The sequence below is a fragment of the Winogradskyella sp. genome, from assembly GCF_013042245.1.
In the GTDB taxonomy this organism is placed as follows: domain Bacteria; phylum Bacteroidota; class Bacteroidia; order Flavobacteriales; family Flavobacteriaceae; genus Winogradskyella.
Genome location: NZ_JABDQL010000110.1, coordinates 1 through 19,753 on the forward strand (window position 1 = coordinate 1; position 19,753 = coordinate 19,753).

At 33.2% G+C, this 19,753-nt stretch carries 17 protein-coding genes; 6 read left to right on the forward strand and 11 right to left on the reverse strand.

Features of this window, described 5'->3' with window-relative positions; all coding sequences use genetic code 11:
• Positions 1–200 precede the first annotated feature (200 nt).
• Positions 201–1,661, forward strand: coding sequence for an RNA polymerase factor sigma-54 (gene rpoN, locus HKP48_RS08645; protein ID WP_296344876.1), 1,461 nt, complete (start codon positions 201–203; stop codon positions 1,659–1,661).
• Here rpoN and HKP48_RS08650 read toward each other — a convergent pair.
• From HKP48_RS08650 to HKP48_RS08670, 5 genes are all read right to left on the reverse strand, one after another.
• Complete coding sequence (locus tag HKP48_RS08650; protein WP_296344878.1) at positions 1,658–3,808, reverse strand: peptidase domain-containing ABC transporter; 2,151 nt, start codon at positions 3,806–3,808, stop codon at positions 1,658–1,660. The two genes, rpoN and HKP48_RS08650, sit on opposite strands and share 4 nt — an antisense overlap.
• Positions 3,809–3,854: 46 nt before the next feature.
• Entirely contained in the window at positions 3,855–4,994 is a 1,140-nt protein-coding gene (locus HKP48_RS08655; RefSeq protein ID WP_296344880.1) for an HlyD family efflux transporter periplasmic adaptor subunit, read from the reverse strand.
• A 141-nt stretch (positions 4,995–5,135) separates the two neighbouring features.
• Positions 5,136–5,339, reverse strand: coding sequence for a hypothetical protein (locus HKP48_RS08660; protein WP_296344882.1), 204 nt, complete (start codon positions 5,337–5,339; stop codon positions 5,136–5,138).
• A 179-nt stretch (positions 5,340–5,518) separates the two neighbouring features.
• Positions 5,519–5,725, reverse strand: coding sequence for a hypothetical protein (locus HKP48_RS08665; RefSeq protein ID WP_296344884.1), 207 nt, complete (start codon positions 5,723–5,725; stop codon positions 5,519–5,521).
• Positions 5,726–5,743: 18 nt separating this feature from the next.
• A complete protein-coding gene (locus tag HKP48_RS08670; protein WP_296344886.1) occupies positions 5,744–5,911 on the reverse strand; it encodes a class IIb bacteriocin, lactobin A/cerein 7B family in 168 nt (55 codons plus the stop codon).
• 152 nt (positions 5,912–6,063) lie between these two features.
• On the opposite strand from HKP48_RS08670, the gene HKP48_RS08675 reads away from it, so the two are divergent.
• Positions 6,064–6,438, forward strand: a complete 375-nt coding sequence (locus HKP48_RS08675) for a helix-turn-helix transcriptional regulator (protein ID WP_296344888.1) — start codon at positions 6,064–6,066, stop codon at positions 6,436–6,438.
• Positions 6,439–7,097: 659 nt separating this feature from the next.
• On the opposite strand, the gene HKP48_RS08680 is transcribed toward HKP48_RS08675, so the two are convergent.
• The 3 genes from HKP48_RS08680 to HKP48_RS08690 form a co-directional block, all read right to left on the reverse strand.
• Positions 7,098–7,394: a hypothetical protein gene (locus HKP48_RS08680; RefSeq protein WP_296344889.1), complete on the reverse strand. Its 297-nt coding sequence runs from the start codon at positions 7,392–7,394 to the stop codon at positions 7,098–7,100.
• 741 nt (positions 7,395–8,135) lie between these two features.
• Complete coding sequence (locus tag HKP48_RS08685; RefSeq protein ID WP_296344891.1) at positions 8,136–9,680, reverse strand: ribonuclease E/G; 1,545 nt, start codon at positions 9,678–9,680, stop codon at positions 8,136–8,138.
• A gap of 306 nt (positions 9,681–9,986) precedes the next feature.
• On the reverse strand, positions 9,987–10,277 hold the full coding sequence (locus tag HKP48_RS08690; protein ID WP_296344893.1) for an HU family DNA-binding protein: 291 nt from the start codon (positions 10,275–10,277) through the stop codon (positions 9,987–9,989).
• 136 nt (positions 10,278–10,413) lie between these two features.
• Here HKP48_RS08690 and mutY point away from each other — a divergent pair, with 136 nt between their 5' ends.
• The 4 genes from mutY (at position 10,414) to gldD (ending at position 13,915) form a co-directional block, all read left to right on the forward strand.
• Entirely contained in the window at positions 10,414–11,454 is a 1,041-nt protein-coding gene (mutY, locus tag HKP48_RS08695; RefSeq protein WP_296344895.1) for an A/G-specific adenine glycosylase, read from the forward strand.
• Positions 11,455–11,537: 83 nt separating this feature from the next.
• Positions 11,538–11,987 carry a single-stranded DNA-binding protein gene (gene ssb / locus HKP48_RS08700; protein ID WP_296344896.1) on the forward strand — a complete coding sequence of 150 codons (450 nt, stop codon included), beginning with the start codon at positions 11,538–11,540 and terminating at the stop codon, positions 11,985–11,987.
• Between the two features lie 25 nt (positions 11,988–12,012).
• A complete protein-coding gene (locus HKP48_RS08705) occupies positions 12,013–13,323 on the forward strand; it encodes a gliding motility-associated protein GldE (protein WP_296344897.1) in 1,311 nt (436 codons plus the stop codon).
• Between the two features lie 10 nt (positions 13,324–13,333).
• A complete protein-coding gene (gene gldD / locus HKP48_RS08710) occupies positions 13,334–13,915 on the forward strand; it encodes a gliding motility lipoprotein GldD (RefSeq protein WP_296344898.1) in 582 nt (193 codons plus the stop codon).
• Between the two features lie 91 nt (positions 13,916–14,006).
• Here gldD and HKP48_RS08715 read toward each other — a convergent pair whose 3' ends face one another.
• The 3 genes from HKP48_RS08715 to HKP48_RS08725 all read right to left on the reverse strand — a co-directional run.
• The gene (locus HKP48_RS08715) at positions 14,007–17,237 is read right to left on the reverse strand and encodes a carboxypeptidase regulatory-like domain-containing protein (RefSeq protein ID WP_296344899.1); all 3,231 of its coding nucleotides are present in this window, start codon (positions 17,235–17,237) and stop codon (positions 14,007–14,009) included.
• Between the two features lie 162 nt (positions 17,238–17,399).
• Positions 17,400–19,043, reverse strand: coding sequence for a glucose-6-phosphate isomerase (gene pgi, locus HKP48_RS08720; protein ID WP_296344901.1), 1,644 nt, complete (start codon positions 19,041–19,043; stop codon positions 17,400–17,402).
• 2 nt (positions 19,044–19,045) lie between these two features.
• On the reverse strand, positions 19,046–19,753 hold a 708-nt coding region (locus HKP48_RS08725; protein WP_296344902.1), incomplete at its 5' end, for a M23 family metallopeptidase.

The window sequence follows — 19,753 nt, forward strand, 5'->3', positions numbered from 1 at the left end:
ATACTTGAGCGGATTAAGAATAATAATCAACGCCTAAAGGAGTTTGCATTATATGCCATTACAGGGCAATCCGCTTGGGAATTATGGAGAACAAGTACTAATTCAGTCATATATTAGAATATAGCCATTTTTTATAAAACAATCTAATAACGGTATAGTTTTAGATTGTTTTTTTATTTTTAAGCTAAATCAACCAACTGATGCTAAAACAGTACTTACAATTTAAGTTATCGCAAAAGCTATCGCCACAGCAAATTCAACTTATGAAGTTGATACAGCTGCCTACTCAAGCTTTTGAGCAACGTTTAAAGCAAGAGTTGGAAGAAAACCCTGCTCTAGATACAGGAAAAGAAAATGAAGTCAAAGATGAGTTTGATGAGTTTGACAATTCTCAGGACGAATATAACGACAATGAAACTATTGACACTGGCGATATTAATGTAGATGAATATTTGAGCGATGATGAAATACCGGATTATAGAACACATGCTAATAACTACAGTGCAGACGACGATGAGAAATCTGTGCCTTATGCATCTGGAACATCATTCACCCAACATTTAACCAATCAGCTCAACACGTTTAGACTTAACGACCAGGAATATGAAATTGCTCAGTTTTTGGTTGGTAGCGTTGACGAAAGTGGTTATATACGTAGGTCATTATCAGACATTGCAGATGACTTAGCGTTTACACAAAATATTTATACTGAAGAGTCTGAAGTAGAAAAGGTACTAGGTATCGTTCATCAATTAGATCCAGCTGGCGTTGGAGCACGAAATCTTCAAGAATGTTTAAGTATTCAGCTTCATAGAAAAGAACAACATCCTGATGTTGAATTGGCAACGAAAATTATCGATAATGCTTTTGAGCAATTCACGAAAAAGCACTACAAAAAGTTGATGCAGAAATTCAGTATTACTGAAGACCAACTTAAAGATGCAATTGTTGAAATTGAACATCTTAATCCAAAACCCGGAGGTTCTTACCCTGGCAATAACAGAATGGTTGAACATGTAGTTCCTGATTTTGCCATTAAAATTGTTGAAGGTGAGTTAGAACTGACTTTAAATGGAAGAAATGCACCAGAATTACATGTGTCGCGCACCTATAACAATATGCTTAAAGGCTACAAAGAATCGAAAGAAAAGTCAAAGTCTCAGAAAGATGCAGTTATGTTTATTAAACAAAAACTAGATGCTGCAAAATGGTTTATTGAAGCTGTAAGGCAAAGACAACAAACACTTTTTGTGACTATGAGCGCTATTATGCATTACCAAAAAGACTATTTTTTATCTGGTGATGAGCGTATGTTAAGACCTATGATTCTTAAAGATATTGCAGACGAGATCGAAATGGATGTTTCTACAGTTTCACGTGTGGCAAACAGTAAATATGTTGATACGCCTTATGGCACAAAACTTATTAAGGAATTCTTTTCTGAATCTATGACCAATGACCAAGGTGAGGAAGTTTCTACTCGTGAGATTAAAAAAATACTCGAAACCGTTATCGAGGAAGAAGACAAAAAAAAGCCACTCACCGATGATAAATTAGCAAGAATTTTAAAAGAAAAGGGCTACCCAATAGCTAGGCGTACAGTTGCAAAATATCGTGAACAATTGGATATTCCTGTGGCGAGACTTAGAAAGAAAATTTAAACTATGCTCTGTTTTTTCCATAAGTTGTAATAATGGTTTTGTTCATCTAATAAGTCTTCATGCTTACCTTGTTCAATAATTTTGCCATTATCCATAACGAGAATGGTATCGGCATTGGCAATTGTGCTTAAGCGATGCGCAATAACAATAACTGTTTTACCTTGGGCTTTAAAATCGTCGATAACCTGTTTAACTATCAACTCTGAGTTAGTATCTAAAGCCGATGTGGCTTCGTCCATTAATAGAATTTCAGGGTTTTTATACAAGGCTCTAGCAATAGCAATACGCTGTTTTTGACCACCAGATAGCATGGCGCCATTTTCGCCCACTTGAGTTTCAAAACCATAAGGCAATTTTTCTACAAACTCGGTAATACCTAATGTATTTGATAGTTGAAGAACACGTTGCACATTAGGAAAACTTTCGCCCAAAGCAATATTTTCTATAATAGTTCCTGAAAATAAGTTGAGCTGCTGCGGAATTACACCAACTAATTGGCGTAAACTACTACTATCTATGTGTTTTAAATCAAACTTACCAATACTTATTTTGCCTTCTTTTATAGGATATAAATTTTGAAGTAATGCAATTAATGTGGTTTTGCCACTACCACTTTCGCCCACAATTGCTGTTGTTCCATTTTGTTTTAACCTAGCGTTAAAATTTGAAAATACTTGTGTCCGCGAACCATATCTAAAACATACATTCTCAAAAACAATATCGCCTAGTTGCTCCTTTGACAATGCCATTTTATTAGTCGTTTCTTCACGTTCCAAATCCATAATTTCAAACAAACGGTCTGCGGCGATTAATGCATTTTGTATGGTTTTATTCATACCTACTAAGGATGCTACTGGAGAAGTAAAATAGCCAATCAATGCATAAAAGGAAAATAATTCTCCTGTGGTGATTTCACCATCCAAGACATAACCAGAACCTAACCATAATAAAATAACGGTAAAAATAGAGGCTAAAAAACTAGTCGATGTCGCGGAAAAAATACCATTTAATCCAGAGGTATAAGTTGTAAATAACAATTTTACAAAGCGATTTTCAGTTTTAACGTTAGAAAACTCTTCGATGCCAAATTCTTTAACAGTACGCACGTGTGTAATACTTTCAACCAATTGGGTTTGTAGCTCGGCAGCATCTTCCATAAGTTTTCGCTCTACACGCTTATTGTAATAATTCATCAATGCATAGATACCTAAGTAAAACGGAATCACTAAAAGGATAACCACTGCCAATTTCCAATAATAGGTAAACATTAGGCTAAAGGAAAATACCACTATAAAAATATTGACCAACATATCTATAGCTACATTATTTATAAACGCTCTAATTTTTACAGCATCGCTAATACGTGAGGTAATTTCACCTATTTGCATGGTGTCAAAAAAGCGTTGTGGTAAACGCAATAAATGTTTGTAATAGCCTAAAATTAGCTTGGCATCTATAAGTTGCCCTGTTTTTAGCACAAAAATGCTTTTTTTACTCCCAATATACGCTTGTAACAACACAATAATAACCATGCCAATACTCAATAAATTAAGTAGTTTTCTGTTTCCGCCAACTAATACGTAATCCGTTATTTTTTGTACATATATAGACATAGCCAAGCCTAAAATTGTAAACACCGCTGCGCCAATCAAGGCTTGTATTAATATGGTTTTATGAGGTTGTATTAAATCCCAAAAGCGCTTAAAGGCAGATGTTTTTTCATTGTAGGTTTTAAAATCTTCAGCCTTTGCAAATAAAATAAGTACACCAGTCCACTCGGCTTTAAAATCACTTATTTTTTTGGTGACCATTTTCCCTTTTCCAGGATCCATGTAAGTGATGTTACTTTTGGTCACTTTATAAATTACCACATAATGGTGCAATTGCTTGTTAACCACAATATGGGCAATGGCAGGCAATGGTATTTTAGACAATGCGTCTAAATCGCCTTTGACACCTTTGGCGGTAAAGCCCATTTTTTCGGCGGCTTCTATAACACCCAACACATTTGTACCACGTTTATCAGTATTGGCATATTGGCGTATGCGTGCTATAGGAACATTAACCTTGTAATGATTACCAATGGATGCCAAGCAAGCCGCACCGCAGTCTTTGATGTCGTGTTGTTTTATGTTTATACTTGGCATTTACTATCTTTTAGATGCTTCGACTGCGCTTAGCATGACATACTACTTAATTTTGTGTTATTAGTTTAGGATTTAACCAATCATCTACTTTATCAAATAGTAAATCGTATAAACTGCGTGTGGTTATAAAATAGCGTGTCGTTAAGGTCATTCCTTTTTTAACTTGGGCGGTATAGCCATTTTTTAATTCTAATTTTTTGGTGTACAGACTGCAACGTACTTTAAAAAATGCTGCTTGGTCTTGTAATGTAATATTATTGTCTATATCTATAACCTCACCTTCTAACATGCCCCATTGGTTATAATTAAAAGCATCTAACTGAAACTGTACTTTTTGTCCTTTTTTAAGCAAACCAATATCACTGGGTAACACCGTGTTTTCTACAATAAGATTGCTATTGGGTGATATTGTTGCCAAAGGCTGTAGGCTATTTACAAAAGAGCCTACTTGTAGCCCTAACACGTTTTCTAAAGTGCCAGATATTGGTGCGGTAACAGTGTAATTATCGGCATCAGCGGTAAGTTGGTTTAAACGTCCTTCAAGGTTTTGAATTTGTGTTTCTATATCTCGTTTTTGATTTTGCCACTGTGCTTTTTGCTGTTTTATAAAACTGTAAAGTGCGTCTTTAGCGAGTTGTAAATTAAAGGCATGAGTTTCATACTCTGCTTTGGCAATCACTTGTTTTTTAAATAAGGTATTATTACGGTTATAGATTTGTTGTGCTTGTTTTACCCGTGTTTGTAGCTCTTGTTTCTGATAGCGGTAGCGGTTAAAGTCGTCTTGTATGATTGGATCCATAAAACCTGTGGTTTTACCATTAAGTAAATTTGTAATATCTGCATATTGTGTTTGGGTAATATGTAGTAAGGAATCGTTAAGTTGTTGTTGCGCCTTTAGGTTGTCTTGTATAATGGTTAGTAAGGTATCGCCTTTGCTAACCACTTGGTTATTTACCATATTGGCATAGGTAACCCTACCATTAAGTACTGCGTTAATGGGTACATTATCTTTTGCTGCACGCAGTATACCGCGGCTTTGACTACTAATGTCTACCTTAATAATTGGCAAACACGCCAAGATACCAATAAGCACCAACACAATGACCAAGTAAATGGATATACTTTTGGTGTTGTTTTTAGCGCTAAGGTTTTCTAGATTGTGTAATGGGTCTGGACTAAAATGCAATGACAGATTTTACTGCAAAAGTCTAAAAAGGTTTTCGATATCTCAATAACTTTTAAGCTATAATTATAATCTTTAGTAATGAGGCTACTAAGCACAGCTTAGCGGTAGCGCATACTAGCAGCATCTGGGGATTAAAATAATTCAGTATAATTTTTTCAATGTTTTTATATCATATAATTTACATCTAATCCTGTAAACAATATATAAATAAAGTTTTCTTAATGCAACTTTTTCTTTTTCTTTAGATTTTAGATAGTTCTGCTTGATTTTTGCTTTTACATATTTTTCCTCAGAATTATCATCACTATTAAATATTTGAGGAACCGTTTGTTCAATTATTTTCATAAACTATATTGATTTAGCGATTAAAATACCAAAATAAAATGCTAGTGAAAAAATTAGTAATAGAGTTAAAGAAATAAAAATATATGATTTAAGTTTTTCTTTCATACCTTTTGAGTTTAAATTCTCTTTTCTAATAGTTTTTATTAGAAAAGAGAATTTAGAAAATAAAATAACCTAAACTAAGAGTTACAAGATTCATGGCTGCAAGTTTGGTCAGCCAGCCATGAGCCAAAGTTCCAACCGCTCTCAAAGGCATCATAAATTACCAATGCAGGACTATACCACCATGGGGGTTTTACACCACCATTAATTTCTCTTAACTCTATTGGTAACAAATCAACTAGATACTTTGATTCTGTTAAGCCTTTTAATTCTATTTTTTTCATATTATTTAATTTTATTTATTAATGATTATGGTCTGTGTACATAGTGTATAAATATCCAGCCATAGTACCTAATATTGCTGCGTCTACAGCCATTGCTCCTAAAACTAATAAAGGTATTATCCCACCATCAACAGTAGTTAATTCTTTTGCATTCATTTCTTGAACGCCTAAATTTTCTAAATTCATACTTTTAAATTTTAAAGTTAAACATTATTGTTATTCAAAATTTATTTTCGCGAAAAACTTTGAACTTATGAAGTTCTTAGAAAACTACTATGTTTACTATAACTTTTGAAAAATAATTATTACTTTTAAGTTTTAATTTATAATTTTTAGTTATGGAAATGATTATAGAAAACATAAAACGCATACGCAAACAAAAAGGCTACAGTCACGAATATATAGCACATGAATTAGACATTAGTCAAGTAGCTTATAGTAAATTAGAAAAAAACGACACTAAGCTTACTGTGGAGCGCTTGTATAAATTAGCAGAGATTTTGGAAACTCCTGTTACTGAATTATTAGATGTAAAAGCGAACAATATTTTTCATCAAAACAATAATGATAAAGGCACTTTTATAGGTAATCAAGAAGTAGAAAACCTATACCAAGAAAACAAAGAACAAAATCAAAAAATTATAGAACTCTACGAAGCACGCTTGCAAGATAAAGATAGACTTATTGCGCGTTTGGAAGCATTGGTAAAGTAGTAGTAAATTTAATATATTTTGTATCTTTAAACTTATAATCTCATTAACAATGACAACACTAGCAAAAAAGAAAGAACTTATAGAATGGTATCGTCTTTAAAAAATAAAACAATCATAGAGCAACTTTTTGCATACAAAAAGCAAAAAAGTAAAAATTTTGACCATGCTATTAAAGATAGTATTACTGCTAAGCAATTAAAAGAGGAAACGACTACTTACATTAAGTCCTTAAATTGGAAAAAATAGAGGTCTACTATAAAAAAGAGATTGTTACTTATTTAAATGTTTTAGTATTTCAACTTTATGAAGCCAACTATTTCGGGTTTATGAAATCTGCAATAGATTACAAAGACAATCTTGTTGACTTTATAGAATATAATATTTCGATTTTTCCATATAAAATGACTTGTTCATTACGGTAGTTATTATATGTTTTACAAAAGCAGTAATAGGACGACATGGTATGTTTTTTTTGAAAAAGAGAATAACAGGTATTTGGTGACTTATATTTCTAATAACCATCAACCCATCTCTCAATATTTGTAAATTATTTTCAAAAAACCATAGACTTATACGAAGCCCGTTTGCAAGATAAGGACAGGTTTATAGAACGATTAGAAAAACTTATTAAATAGTGATTATTCTATAAGTATGATAGTTTAATCATTACAATTCTCACAATAATTAGCTCTTAGGTAATCATCTTTTAGAAGCTGAAATGTCACTCCATCTTTCTCAGGAGAATCAAATAATTGACAATATCGTTTTTTATTAATATTGACCGCATTAAGCATGATAGCGCGATACGCCTCTGTTTTGGTAAGATCCTTATTTATTAGTGTTAGATTTAGATAGTAAAATAACAAATCTTCGTCTACTTCAATTTGTCTAGCCTTATCGGATAACAATTCTGCAGCAGCTTCAACATTTGCATAATACGATAAAAACTGCGCCAAACTGAAATAATCAAAATCTGTAAGTGGTACTTTCTCATATATTGATTTAATATGAATAACTGATTTATCCTTATTAACATAATCTCTTGTGTAATTGTCCAGTTTCTTCTTGCAAGTTCAGTTAGTAATTTATGTCGCCAATCAAAAGAAGTTTGAATTGAAACCCCTGTTTCCTTAGCACTCTTGCGAATACTATAGCCAGATAATAAACAGTATAAATAACCCTTTAACTTATCTTTTTTCTTGATAGCAAAGCTAAACTTACCTGTAGTTTGGCTAAAATTCTTCTTGCAACCATTACAAACATAGCGCTGAACTCATTTAAGCTTACCATTAGCTCGAATATGAACACAGGTACAATAATTTAACTGCTTTTGTTGCTTTACAATCACATATTTCGATTTCTTGTAAAGACATTGAAAGCAATGAAAAAACTAATTGATTATCCTTTTTTAATCATAAATTGAAAAATATAATGATTTCTCTGTCATTTCGAGCGTGGTCACAGAGCGTGGTCACAGAGCGTAGTCGAAGTGTAGTCGATAAATCTAAAGTATTGTTTTACAAGGCATTTCGACCACCCTCAATGTGACAGAATGTGTTTGAAATCTAAATTATTACTGATTACGGACATACAATTTAGTTTTAAATCAATTAATCCTTTCATCTTGCGATAAAAGGATTTTTTATAACAAAAAAAGCCCTTTTGAAGTATTCAAAAGGGCTTTTTACTAATAGATATTATTTGATTTTGTTACCATTTTTATCAAAAAAATGATATTCAAGATAAGTGTAAGCATCTCTAGGTAAAACTTTTACCCATTTTTTGTGTTCAAAAAACCACTTTGAACGTACCGATGGAAACCCTTTGGTTAAAAAGGCCGCTATAAAAGGGTGTGCGTGCAATGCCACCTGCTTATAGTCTTTTTTGTAAATCCGCTTCAGGTCTTGGTTAATACGCTCAACCACTTTAATTGGTGCTTCAATTTCTGCACCGCCGATAGCATCAGGATTTGCTTCTTTTGTTTTAATATTACGCTCTGGCCTAACGCGTTGTCGGGTTATTTGCACTAATCCAAACTTACTCGGCGGTAATATTTTGTGTTTTGCTTTATCATCTTTCATTTCATCACGAAGATGATTGTAGAGCTTTTTTCGGTTTTCTGCTCTGCTCATGTCTATAAAATCGACAACGATAATGCCGCCCATGTCACGTAAACGCAATTGACGAGCAATCTCGGTAGCAGATATTAAATTTACCTCTAAAGCGGTATCCTCTTGGTTTTTTTCTTTGTTAGAACGATTACCACTATTAACATCTACGACATGTAGTGCTTCGGTATGTTCTATAACCAAGTAGGCACCCTTTGCCATACTTACTGTACGACCAAAAGATGTTTTTATTTGACGCTCTATACCAAATTTTTCAAAAATTGGCATTCCATTTTTGTAGTGTTTTACTATGGATTCCTTTTTTGGTGCAATTTGTTGCACATAATCTTTTACTTGACTGTACAATACTTCGTCATCTACATGTATTCCGGAGAACGAATCGTTAAAGATATCTCTCAAAATTGAGGATGCTTTATTCATTTCTCCTAACACTTTTGTGGGATGATGAGCTTTGTACAATTTTTTACACATTGCTGTCCATCTATTCAGCAAATTTTGTAAATCACTATCAATTTCTGCTACTTTTTTGCCTTCGGCTACGGTGCGTATAATAACACCAAAACCTTTAGGAGTAATACTTTTTACCAAACGCTTAAGTCGGTCTTTTTCTTCTTGTGATTCTATTTTTTGAGAAACAGAAATTCGGTTAGAAAAAGGCACTAAAACAATGTAACGCCCTGCAATAGACAATTCTGAACTAATGCGAGGTCCTTTGGTAGAAATTGGTTCTTTTACAACTTGAACCAGTAGTGATTGGTTAGACTTTATAGCATCAGCAATTTTACCATGCTTGTCTAAATCCTTTTCAAAAGGAAAGTTTTTTAAAGAGTAATCTCTTAATTTCCCTGTGCTTACACGTTTAATGAATTTTAAAAGAGATGGCAATTGGGGTCCTAAATCATGGTAATGCAAGAATGCATCTTTCTCATAACCTACGTTTACAAATGCGGCGTTTAAGCCTGGAATAACTTTACGTATTTTGGCAATAAAAATGTCACCAACTGAAAAGTTATTATCCTCATCATCTTTGTGCAATTCAATAAGTTTTCCATCTTTTAATAAGGCAAAATCAACAATATCTGAACTCGATCTTACGATTAATTCTTTGTTCATAATGTTAATTTATATCCATCTCTTAATTGAGACAGATGGATTTTACTTAATTATTTGACACAGGATGTAATATCCAGCAAGTTTAAGTTATACTCTATTAAATACAATCTTAAACTCTATATCAAAGAACGTTTCTTTAAAACCGAAAAAAGTAGCTTTATCAACTACTTTTATCGATTAATTTTTTTTCTTGTGACGATTAGCGCGTCTACGTTTCTTACGCTTATGCGTCGCTACCTTGTGTCTTTTTCGTTTTTTACCACTTGGCATAAATGAATCTTTTTTAAATTAATATTTACTATGTTTTTAGTTCACTTCTACCTTAGCTTTTACACCTTCTAAAAAGATTTTAGCTGGTTTAAATGCTGGTATGTTGTGAGCTGGTATTTTAATTGTTGTATTCTTAGAAATGTTACGGCCTGTTTTTTCCGCTCTTGTTTTAATTATAAAACTTCCAAAACCTCTTAAATAAACGTTGTCCCCACCTTCTAAAGATGTTTTTACCTCGTCCATAAAAGATTCTACTGTAGCTTGTACATCACCTTTTTCGATTCCTAATTTATCAGAAATTTTAGCTACTAAATCTGCTTTTGTCATTTTTTTAATTTGTTTGCGTTACTACTATTTTTAGGGATAGCAAATATATGTAATTTAATTTCAATATTTCAAGCGTAATTCATTAAAATTTAAGCGTATATAGTTTTATGTTTGTAATGTCTTACACATAGTACAAATGAACTTTACAAATAACATAATTAATTGGTATTCAGACAACAAAAGAGATTTGCCTTGGAGGCACACTACAAACCCTTACTTCATCTGGCTATCAGAAATTATTTTACAACAGACACAAGTGAAGCAAGGCTTACCTTATTATCTATCATTTGTCAAAACATTTCCTACAGTTTTTGACCTTGCAAAAAGCGATGAACAAGACGTTTTGAAGCTTTGGCAAGGTTTAGGATATTATTCTAGAGCTCGCAATCTTCATTATACTGCCAAATATATTGCTAACGATTTGGACGGAAAATTTCCAAATACTTACACTGAGCTTATTAAACTCAAAGGTATTGGCGATTATACGGCAAGCGCTATTGCATCCATTGCTTTTGGAGAAACCACTGCCGTTGTAGACGGTAACGTCTATAGAGTTTTGTCTCGTTTTTTTGGTATTGACACACCTATAAATTCAACCAAAGGTATAAAAGAGTTTAAGGTTTTAGCTTCAGAATTAATAGACAAAAAGAGACCGGCAGTGTTTAACCAGGCTATAATGGAGTTTGGCGCACAACAATGCAAACCTAAAAATCCTTATTGTATACTTTGTCTACTTCAATCGGCTTGTGTGGCGTTTCAAAAAAATAAAATTTCTGAGTTACCCATTAAGTTGAAAAAGACTAAAGTTAGAAATAGATATTTTAACTATTTGGTGTTTATAGATTCTAAAAAGAATACTCTACTCCAAAAACGAACCCAAAAGGGTATTTGGCAAAACCTGTATCAGTTTCCATTAATAGAATCTGAAAATAGCTTAAGTATTAAAGAATTTGAAAAGCTTTCAAATGAAACTGAATTATTAAAAGGACGCACTTTTGATTACAGCTTATATAATGAAGCTGATGTGATTCATAAATTATCTCACCAACACCTACACACAAAATTTTGGATAATTAACTCATATGAAGATTTAAAGGCTGGTATTTCAAATTCCAAACTTCAAGACTATCCTGTACCTGCATTGATTCATGATTTTATATCAAAATTTAAATTCTGAAATTCATCTAAACATAATTTTTATTATTTTTAAAGAACAGAATTAAATAGTTTAATTTTGACCCTTAATTAATTCCGAAAATTATGTCTGGAACACTAAATAAAGTAATGCTAATTGGCCATTTGGGAGACGAAGTAAAGATGCACTACTTTGATGATAAAAATTGTGTTGGACGCTTCCCACTTGCCACAAATGAGACCTATACAAACAAACAAACTAATGAGCGTGTTTCTAACACCGAGTGGCACAATATAGTTGTACGTAATAAAGCGGCTGAAATTTGCGAAAAATATCTCAGTAAAGGTGATAAAGTCTACATCGAAGGACGAATAAAAACTCGTAAATGGACAGACGACAAAGGTATGGAACGCTACTCTACGGAAATACAATGTACAGACTTTACCTTTTTAAGTAATAAAAACGAACAGCAAGGAACTAATCCCGCGCCTCAAAACACAGCACAAACACCTGCTACTGCTAAACCAGCAAGTGATGCTTCTATTACTGACGATAATGATGATTTACCATTTTAGCTTTTAAAAATAAAACCATTTTATTTTGGATCCTGAACCCAGTAGTTTATTAATTATTATAATTTCTGAAAACAGCTCTTTTTTAATAAGTGTTTTAATACTAGTTGTATTATTATTTTGTTCGGCATTAATATCTGGTGCCGAGGTTGCGTTATTCTCACTCACAAAATCTGATATAAATACGGTTAGCGAAGAACATGCTAAGAGTGTAGGGATTATCACCTCTCTTTTAGAAAGACCAAAAAAGCTACTTGCCACAATTCTGGTAGCTAATAACTTTATAAATATTGCTATTGTGATTTTGTTTGCTTATTTGGGTGAATTTCTTTTTTCTATGATTGACAATTACTTGATTAGATTTTTACTCGAAGTTGCTACAGCAACGTTTTTAATACTCTTATTTGGAGAAATAATACCTAAAATTTATGCCAGTCGAAATAGCGTTAAATTCTCTATGGCTATGGCAAAACCTCTCAAAGTTTTAGGCGTTATATTTTCTCCTGTAAGTATGCCATTGCGTTTTATCACCATTCAAATACAAAATAAATTAGGTAAACAAAAATCAAATATTAGTGTAGACCAACTATCGCAGGCCTTAGAGTTAACAGATGATAATGACACCACTAAGGAAGAACAACAAATCTTACAAAGCATAGTCTCCTTTGGCAATACAGACACTAAACAAGTCATGCGCCCACGTATGGATATTTTTGCTGTAAATATCGACGAAGATTTTAACACCATAATTCCGGAAATCATAGACAATGGTTACTCTCGTATACCTGTTTATGATGAAAGCGTAGATAAAATAAAAGGTATCCTATATGTAAAAGATTTATTACCTCATATCAATAAAAAATCTTTTAACTGGACTACTATTTTACGAGAACCTTTCTTTGTTCCTGAGAATAAAAAGCTAGATGACCTAATGGAGGAGTTTCAGGCTAAAAAAGTGCATTTGGCCGTGGTTGTAGACGAATATGGTGGAACTTCTGGCATTATTTCCTTAGAAGATATTATTGAAGAAATCGTTGGTGATATTAGTGATGAATATGATGTAGAAGACCTTAACCATATCAAAATAGATGATACTAATTATCGTTTTGATGGTAAGACACCATTAAAAGATGTCTATAAGATTATTGAACTAGAAGACACTTCAATCTTTGAAGAAAAAAAAGGTGAAGCTGAAACCATTGCAGGCTTTGTTTTAGAAGTTTCAGGAGGCTTTCCAAGAATTGGCAGTAAAATATATTTTGAAAATTACGTTTTTACTACAGAAGCTATTGAGAGAAAAAGGATTAAACAAATTAAATTAACGATTTTAGAAGCTTAGTAACCTAATTATGAAAAAAATACTCATACCCATACTATCGTTAACATTTTTTGGTTGCGGAGAAGATACACTACCAAAACCAAAAGCATTTCTTAGACTCGAATATCCAAAACCTCAATACAAGCGCGCCAATATCCCTGTGCCTTTTTCCTTTGAAAAAAATGAATTAGCAAAGCCTATTTCTAAAATAAAAACCACTGAAAACGGAAATTCTTACAGCGTAGACATCGAATATCCAAAACTTAAAGGAACGGTTTATTTAACTTATAAGAAAGTAACTAAAGACAACCTGAAAGAATTACTTAGAGATGCTCAAAATTTAACTCAGAAGCATACACAAAAGGCAGATGAAATAGTCAGTGACCTCTTTTCAAACCCAGAAAAGCGCGTTTATGGAATGTTTTATGAGGTAGGTGGCAATGCTGCTTCACAATCACAGTTTTATGCTACTGACAGTACCAATCATTTTTTAAGTGGCTCTTTGTACTTCTATGCAAAACCTAACTACGATTCTATTTATCCTGCAGCAATTTATCTAAGGAATGATATTAAACGGGTAATGGAAAGTTTGGAATGGAAAAACTTAAAGTAGACTCATAATCTTGACAGTACAAAAACAAAAAGCGCAACTTATAAAGTTGCGCTTTTCTTATACTTTTAAACAAGCTTATTAGATTTAGATCTTAGAAAGAATATCTTAAACCTACTTGCATTTGCCATCTTGAAGATAAAAGACCTATATCATCTATTACTTCTCTAGAAGCGTTATCTCTAAACCTAAATACAGGATTTGTCTCACCGTTACTAGTTGATACATTTTCTAAGAAAGAAAAGTTATTGAAGTTTACAAAACGCTTACCCCAATCTTTATTAACTAAATTAGTGAAATTAAATATGTCTAATGATAATTGTAACGTATGTTTTTTATCATTTATATCAAAACTAAAATCTTGTAAAAACTTTAAGTCAACAACATTGCTCCATGGGTTTCTGTCTCCATTACGCTCTGCATAATTTCCTCTTCTACTTCTTAAATAATCATCACCTTCAATGTATGCATTAAGAGCAGCCCACTCGTCTGCAGTACCATTAGCATTTTGATCTTGTAAGTTGATTTCCGACTGATTTGCAGGTACGTAAATTAATGCATTATCTCTCGAATCGTCATTTAAAAGTCTTCTTCCCGAATAAACATGTGAAAATGGCTGGCCATTAAGCCCCTCGTAGACTAAGCCAATATAAGTTTTTACATTATCATTCCACTTAAACTCCTTACCTACTGTAGCTAATATTCTATGTCCTTGCGCAAAATCAGATCTAGATAAATCTGGTGAATTTTTACCATTAACAGTCTGAATATTTCTCCATTGTGAACTATTTTGAGATGATGTACCATCAAATATTGATTCTGCCTCTCCATAAGAATACGTTAAGCTTCCATTAAATCCATTTTCCGTTGGCTTTGTTAGGGTAAATGAAGCATTCCATGAGTGACCTTCACCAGTATTAGAAGCTAATATCACTCTACCATAATCGCCAGTGACTCTTGATCCATACTTAGGTCTTGTATCTCCTGGCCCTTCCAAATTATCTGTAGGAGCTGCAGTATTTAAATTTTCATAAAATATAGCATTTATATTCTCATTCCAGATAAAATCTCCTGATGCAATAAGACCCCAAAATGGTAACTTTTGGTCAACTGCTATGTTCATTTTAAAAATTTGAGGTAACATAAAATCTTCAGCAAATAAATCCACGTTTCCACCGAAATCATTTGAACCAGCAACTAAATGTTGAAACTGTGTATTAACGTCTGGATTAAAAGTTATAGGGCCAGTCACATCTCCTTCATCAGTAAAACCTCCTGTGGCTCCACCATTATTATTGTATGTTCCGCCAGGCCAAACCAAAGGTAATCTAGAGGTAAAAATACCTAAACCTCCACGAATCTGTGTTTTACCTTCGCCTTTAACATCCCAGTTAAATCCTATTCTTGGTGAAATGTGTACAGTTGTATTTACCTTTTTACCAACACGTGCGCCTTGTAAATCTTTACCTGCTGCTTCAAATGCGGCAACGGCATTGGTATTAAAATCATCGTTAACTGCTCCATTTTCCCAAATAGGAACATCAAAACGTAAACCTGCAGAAACTTTAAAATTATCAGAAAACTGAACTTCATCTTGAACATAGAATCCTAATTGTGCAAATTTAAAATCTGCCGATCCAGAAGACTCATCTCCAACGGCTCTATTACTATCAGCAACGGAATAGCCAGTTTCATATACAAATGGCTCAGCACCGTTAATAAAATCATCAACAGTATCATATATATAATACCCATAATTACTAGGGAAAAATAAGTTTTTTGCTGTTGTAAACTCATTATGAGTTCCTATAGTAACTGTGTGTCTTCCACTGTATATTTCAAAATTGTTTGTAATTGTAAGCACATCTGTATTTAACAAATTAGCGGTAGAAAAACGCTCAGCTCCAAAGCTGATTCCTTGACCAGAGAATGGATTTAATCCATCAGATATTTGTACCGATGGGAAAGGACTTCCCGCAGGATCTCTATCATCTCTTACTCCTGTGTAACCAACAATAAAGCTATTTGCAAATCTATTACCAATAATAGAATTCAACTCTAAAGTTGCAGAATTTGTAACACTGTTAAATAATTCAGAACCATTTATAAATCCAATACTATTTGCATTAGAACTTCTAGCCTCTAAATTTTCGGCATCGGTATATCTCCAAGATAATGTTAACTTATTATTATCATTAATATTCCAATCAAATTTGGTTGTAATTCTATTACTAACTAATGTTTGAGCACTCCCATCAAAACCACCGAGACTATACCCATAAGTATTTTGAACAAAATCAGATAGTTGATTTAACATTGCTACGTCACTATCTCCGGTATAAATCCCAACATCAAAAGGCTGTGGAGTTTCTCTGTCTTCTCTTTCATAGTTTAAAAACATAAAAAGCTTATCCTTCACTATTGGACCACCAACTCTGAAACCGTAGTTGTAAGCATTAAAATCACCTAATTTTTCTCTACTATTTCCTGTACTTACAAGATCTGGTGGTGTTTTAGCAGCCAAGTCCTGGTTTCTTAAAAAGCCATAGAGCGAACCTGTCCACTCGTTGGTACCAGAACGCGTAACAGCACTAATAGCGCCACCAGCAAATCCTGATATTTTAACATCAAAAGGAGCTATAGCTACTTGAAAAGACTCAATAGCATCTATTGAAAAAGGATTCACTCCTGTTTGACCACCGTTAGTGCCACTACCTGCTAAACCAAAAACATCATTATTAACTGCACCATCAACATATATAGCATTATATCTATTGTTTTGACCAGCTAACGATATTGAAAACCCATCAGTACCTTCAGAAATTTGTGCTTGTGGTGTTACTCTAACAAAATCTGCAATGGAGCGTGATACTGTTGGTAAGGTCGTTATTTGTCTGTTAGAAATATTAGTTGAAGCACCCGTTTTGTTAGAATCGAAGATTCCTGTTCTATTTGCTGTAATTACTACCTCATCTAGTACACTTGCGTCTTCCTTTAGTTGAACACTAATTCTTTCAGTATTTCCCAACTGTAAGAATACATTTTCTCTTTTAAATTCTTTAAAGCCTACATAAGATATGGTCACCGTGTAAGGCCCGCTAGCTCTCATGTTTGACATACGGTAATACCCATCAAAATCTGTAGCTGCACCATATTTACTACCAGTTGGCAAGTGGATAGCTACAACAGTTGCACCTGGTAAAGGTTCACCTGCTTCGTCAGTTACTTGACCTCCCATTGAAGATGTAGTAACACCTTGTGCAAAAGACATTGTCGCAAATAACATCGCGACAGTCATTACTAGGAATTGTGTAATTTTCTTCATTTTGTTTTAAGTTGAATTTGTTATTTAACGGTGCAAAAGTACAACATACTTAAGCTAAAACATTAACTAAATGTTAAGAAATATTAACATTCTTAAATTGTTAGAATCTCATAGTTTTTTAACACTTAAATAAAAAAATTAATTGATTTTTTGTAATAAAATTTACTTTTTACTATAAAAACGAAGCATATTCTGTGTAGAGCCATCATGCTCTCTAGAAATGTTTGACGATCCAAGCTCTCCCAAAATAGTCTTTGCCAGCTTTTTACCGAGCTCTACACCAAATTGGTCATAACTAAAAATATTCCATATAATACCTTGAACAAAGATTTTGTGCTCATACATGGCTATTAATTTTCCTAAACTTTCTGGTGTTAATTTTTGAATTAAAATAGATGTCGTAGGCTTGTTACCTTCAAAAATTTTGAATGGCATTAACATGTCCGTTTCTTTATCTGTTACTCCATTTGCAGACAATTCAATCATTACTTCTTTCTTTGTCTTACCATTCATTAAAGCTTCTGTCTGTGCAAAATAATTAGACATCAGCTTATCATGATGGTCTTTATTTCCATGAAGTGATTTTACATAACCTATAAAATCAGTCGGAATTAATTTTGTACCCTGGTGAATTAATTGAAAAAATGCATGTTGTGAGTTTGTTCCTGGCTCACCCCAAATCAAAGTTCCTGTTTGGTAGTTTACAGGATTTCCATCTCTATCAACACTTTTTCCATTACTCTCCATAATACCTTGTTGTAAATAGGTAGCAAACTGATTGAGATATTGCGTGTATGGAATTATGGCTTCACTTTCTGCTTCGAAAAAATTATTATACCAAATGGTTAAAAGTGCAGCTACCACAGGAATATTTTGTTCAAAATCAGAAGTCTTAAAATGCTCATCCATTTTGTGAGCACCTTCTAACAAACTCTCAAAATTATCGTAATCTAATGCCAAACTTATCGATAAACCAACAGCACTCCATAATGAAAAACGACCACCAACCCAATCTTTCATTGGGAAGATATTTTTCTCTGAAATACCAAAATTTTTAACGCTTTCAATATTTGTAGACACTGCTACAAAATGATTAGCAACTGCTTCTTTTGGTTGTGATTGTAAAAACCAATCTCTTATTGAGTTGGCGTTAGACAAGGTTTCTTGTGTTGTAAATGTTTTTGAAACAATGACAAAAAGTGTCGTCTCAGGATTTAGATTTTTAACCACTTCTTGGTGATGATCACCATCAACATTACTTACAAAATACGTATTCAAATGATTTTTATAAAACTGAAGCGAATCTACCACCATTGCAGGTCCTAAATCCGAACCACCAATACCAATATTTACAATATCTGTAATTGCTTTACCCGTGTAACCTTTGTGGAATCCACTGGTTACAGCTTCGGTGAAATTTTTGATTTTTTCTTTTACCGCATATACCTCCGGAATCACATTTTCTCCATCTACAAAAACAGCAGCATCTTTTGGAGCTCTAAGGGCTGTATGTAAAACAGCTCTATTTTCGGTTTGATTAATAATATCACCTTCAAAATATTTTGAAATGGCATCTTTTAAATCGAGTTCATTGGCTAACTCAGTCAATAGACTCAATGTTTTTTTTGTGATTCTATTTTTTGAAAAATCGACATAAAAATCATCCCAAATAACCGTTAACTCTTTCGCACGCTTAGGGTTAGTTTTGAATAGATCTTTTAAATGCACATCTTTTAATTCTGAAAAGTGTGCTGTTAATTTTTCCCAAGCTTTAGTCGTCGTTGGGTTGGTTGCTTTTAATGCCATAATTATTGTATCTCTGAAAGGGTTTCTTCAGTTTTTGGTTCAAGTGAATCTTCAACCAAAATAATATTATCTAATTGTATCTTTATAGGGGCTATGTAGTCTAAAAACTTAGCTTTTAGGTTATCCGAAATCGGCTTAGCTTCAGGTAATTTTTCTCTAAATGGGTCAACTTGTTTTCCGTTTTTCCAAAAACGGTAGCACACATGGTTTCCTGCAGAGCTTCCAGTATTGCCAACATAACCAATAACATCGCCTTGTTTTACAAACTCTCCTACTTTTGCTTTACGACGAGACATGTGCAGATATTGAGTTTCGTAAGTAGCGTTGTGTCTAATTTTTACATATTTACCATTTCCACGAGTATATGAAGATTTGGTTACTGTACCATTTGCCGTAGCTAAAATTGGTGTGCCATTATGTGCTGCAAAGTCAGTACCGCGATGCGCCTTAACTCGATATCCATAATGAGCAATACGCCTTTTAAGGTTGTACTTTGATGAAATTCTCCCAAATCGTAGCGGCGATTTTAAAAAGGCGCGTCTTAGGTTTTTCGCTTCATCATTAAAATAATCAATAATACCTTTGAGGCTATCCGTTTCAAATTCAAAGGCGTAAAAAGGCTCTTTGTTATGTTCAAAATAAGCTGCCTTAACTCTATCTACACCAGCATAAATACTGTCATCTATATATTTGTCTGTATAAATAACCTT

Bases quoted from the DNA above. Each gene is read 5' to 3' on its own strand.
- rpoN (WP_296344876.1), top strand. From the start codon at position 201: ATGCTAAAACAGTACTTACAATTTAAGTTATCGCAAAAGCTATCGCCA.
- HKP48_RS08650 (WP_296344878.1), bottom strand. From the start codon at position 3,808: ATGCCAAGTATAAACATAAAACAACACGACATCAAAGACTGCGGTGCG.
- HKP48_RS08660 (WP_296344882.1), bottom strand. From the start codon at position 5,339: ATGAAAATAATTGAACAAACGGTTCCTCAAATATTTAATAGTGATGAT.
- HKP48_RS08665 (WP_296344884.1), bottom strand. From the start codon at position 5,725: ATGAAAAAAATAGAATTAAAAGGCTTAACAGAATCAAAGTATCTAGTT.
- HKP48_RS08670 (WP_296344886.1), bottom strand. From the start codon at position 5,911: ATGAATTTAGAAAATTTAGGCGTTCAAGAAATGAATGCAAAAGAATTA.
- HKP48_RS08675 (WP_296344888.1), top strand. From the start codon at position 6,064: ATGGAAATGATTATAGAAAACATAAAACGCATACGCAAACAAAAAGGC.
- HKP48_RS08685 (WP_296344891.1), bottom strand. From the start codon at position 9,680: ATGAACAAAGAATTAATCGTAAGATCGAGTTCAGATATTGTTGATTTT.
- HKP48_RS08690 (WP_296344893.1), bottom strand. From the start codon at position 10,277: ATGACAAAAGCAGATTTAGTAGCTAAAATTTCTGATAAATTAGGAATC.
- mutY (WP_296344895.1), top strand. From the start codon at position 10,414: ATGAACTTTACAAATAACATAATTAATTGGTATTCAGACAACAAAAGA.
- ssb (WP_296344896.1), top strand. From the start codon at position 11,538: ATGTCTGGAACACTAAATAAAGTAATGCTAATTGGCCATTTGGGAGAC.
- gldD (WP_296344898.1), top strand. From the start codon at position 13,334: ATGAAAAAAATACTCATACCCATACTATCGTTAACATTTTTTGGTTGC.
- HKP48_RS08715 (WP_296344899.1), bottom strand. From the start codon at position 17,237: ATGAAGAAAATTACACAATTCCTAGTAATGACTGTCGCGATGTTATTT.
- pgi (WP_296344901.1), bottom strand. From the start codon at position 19,043: ATGGCATTAAAAGCAACCAACCCAACGACGACTAAAGCTTGGGAAAAA.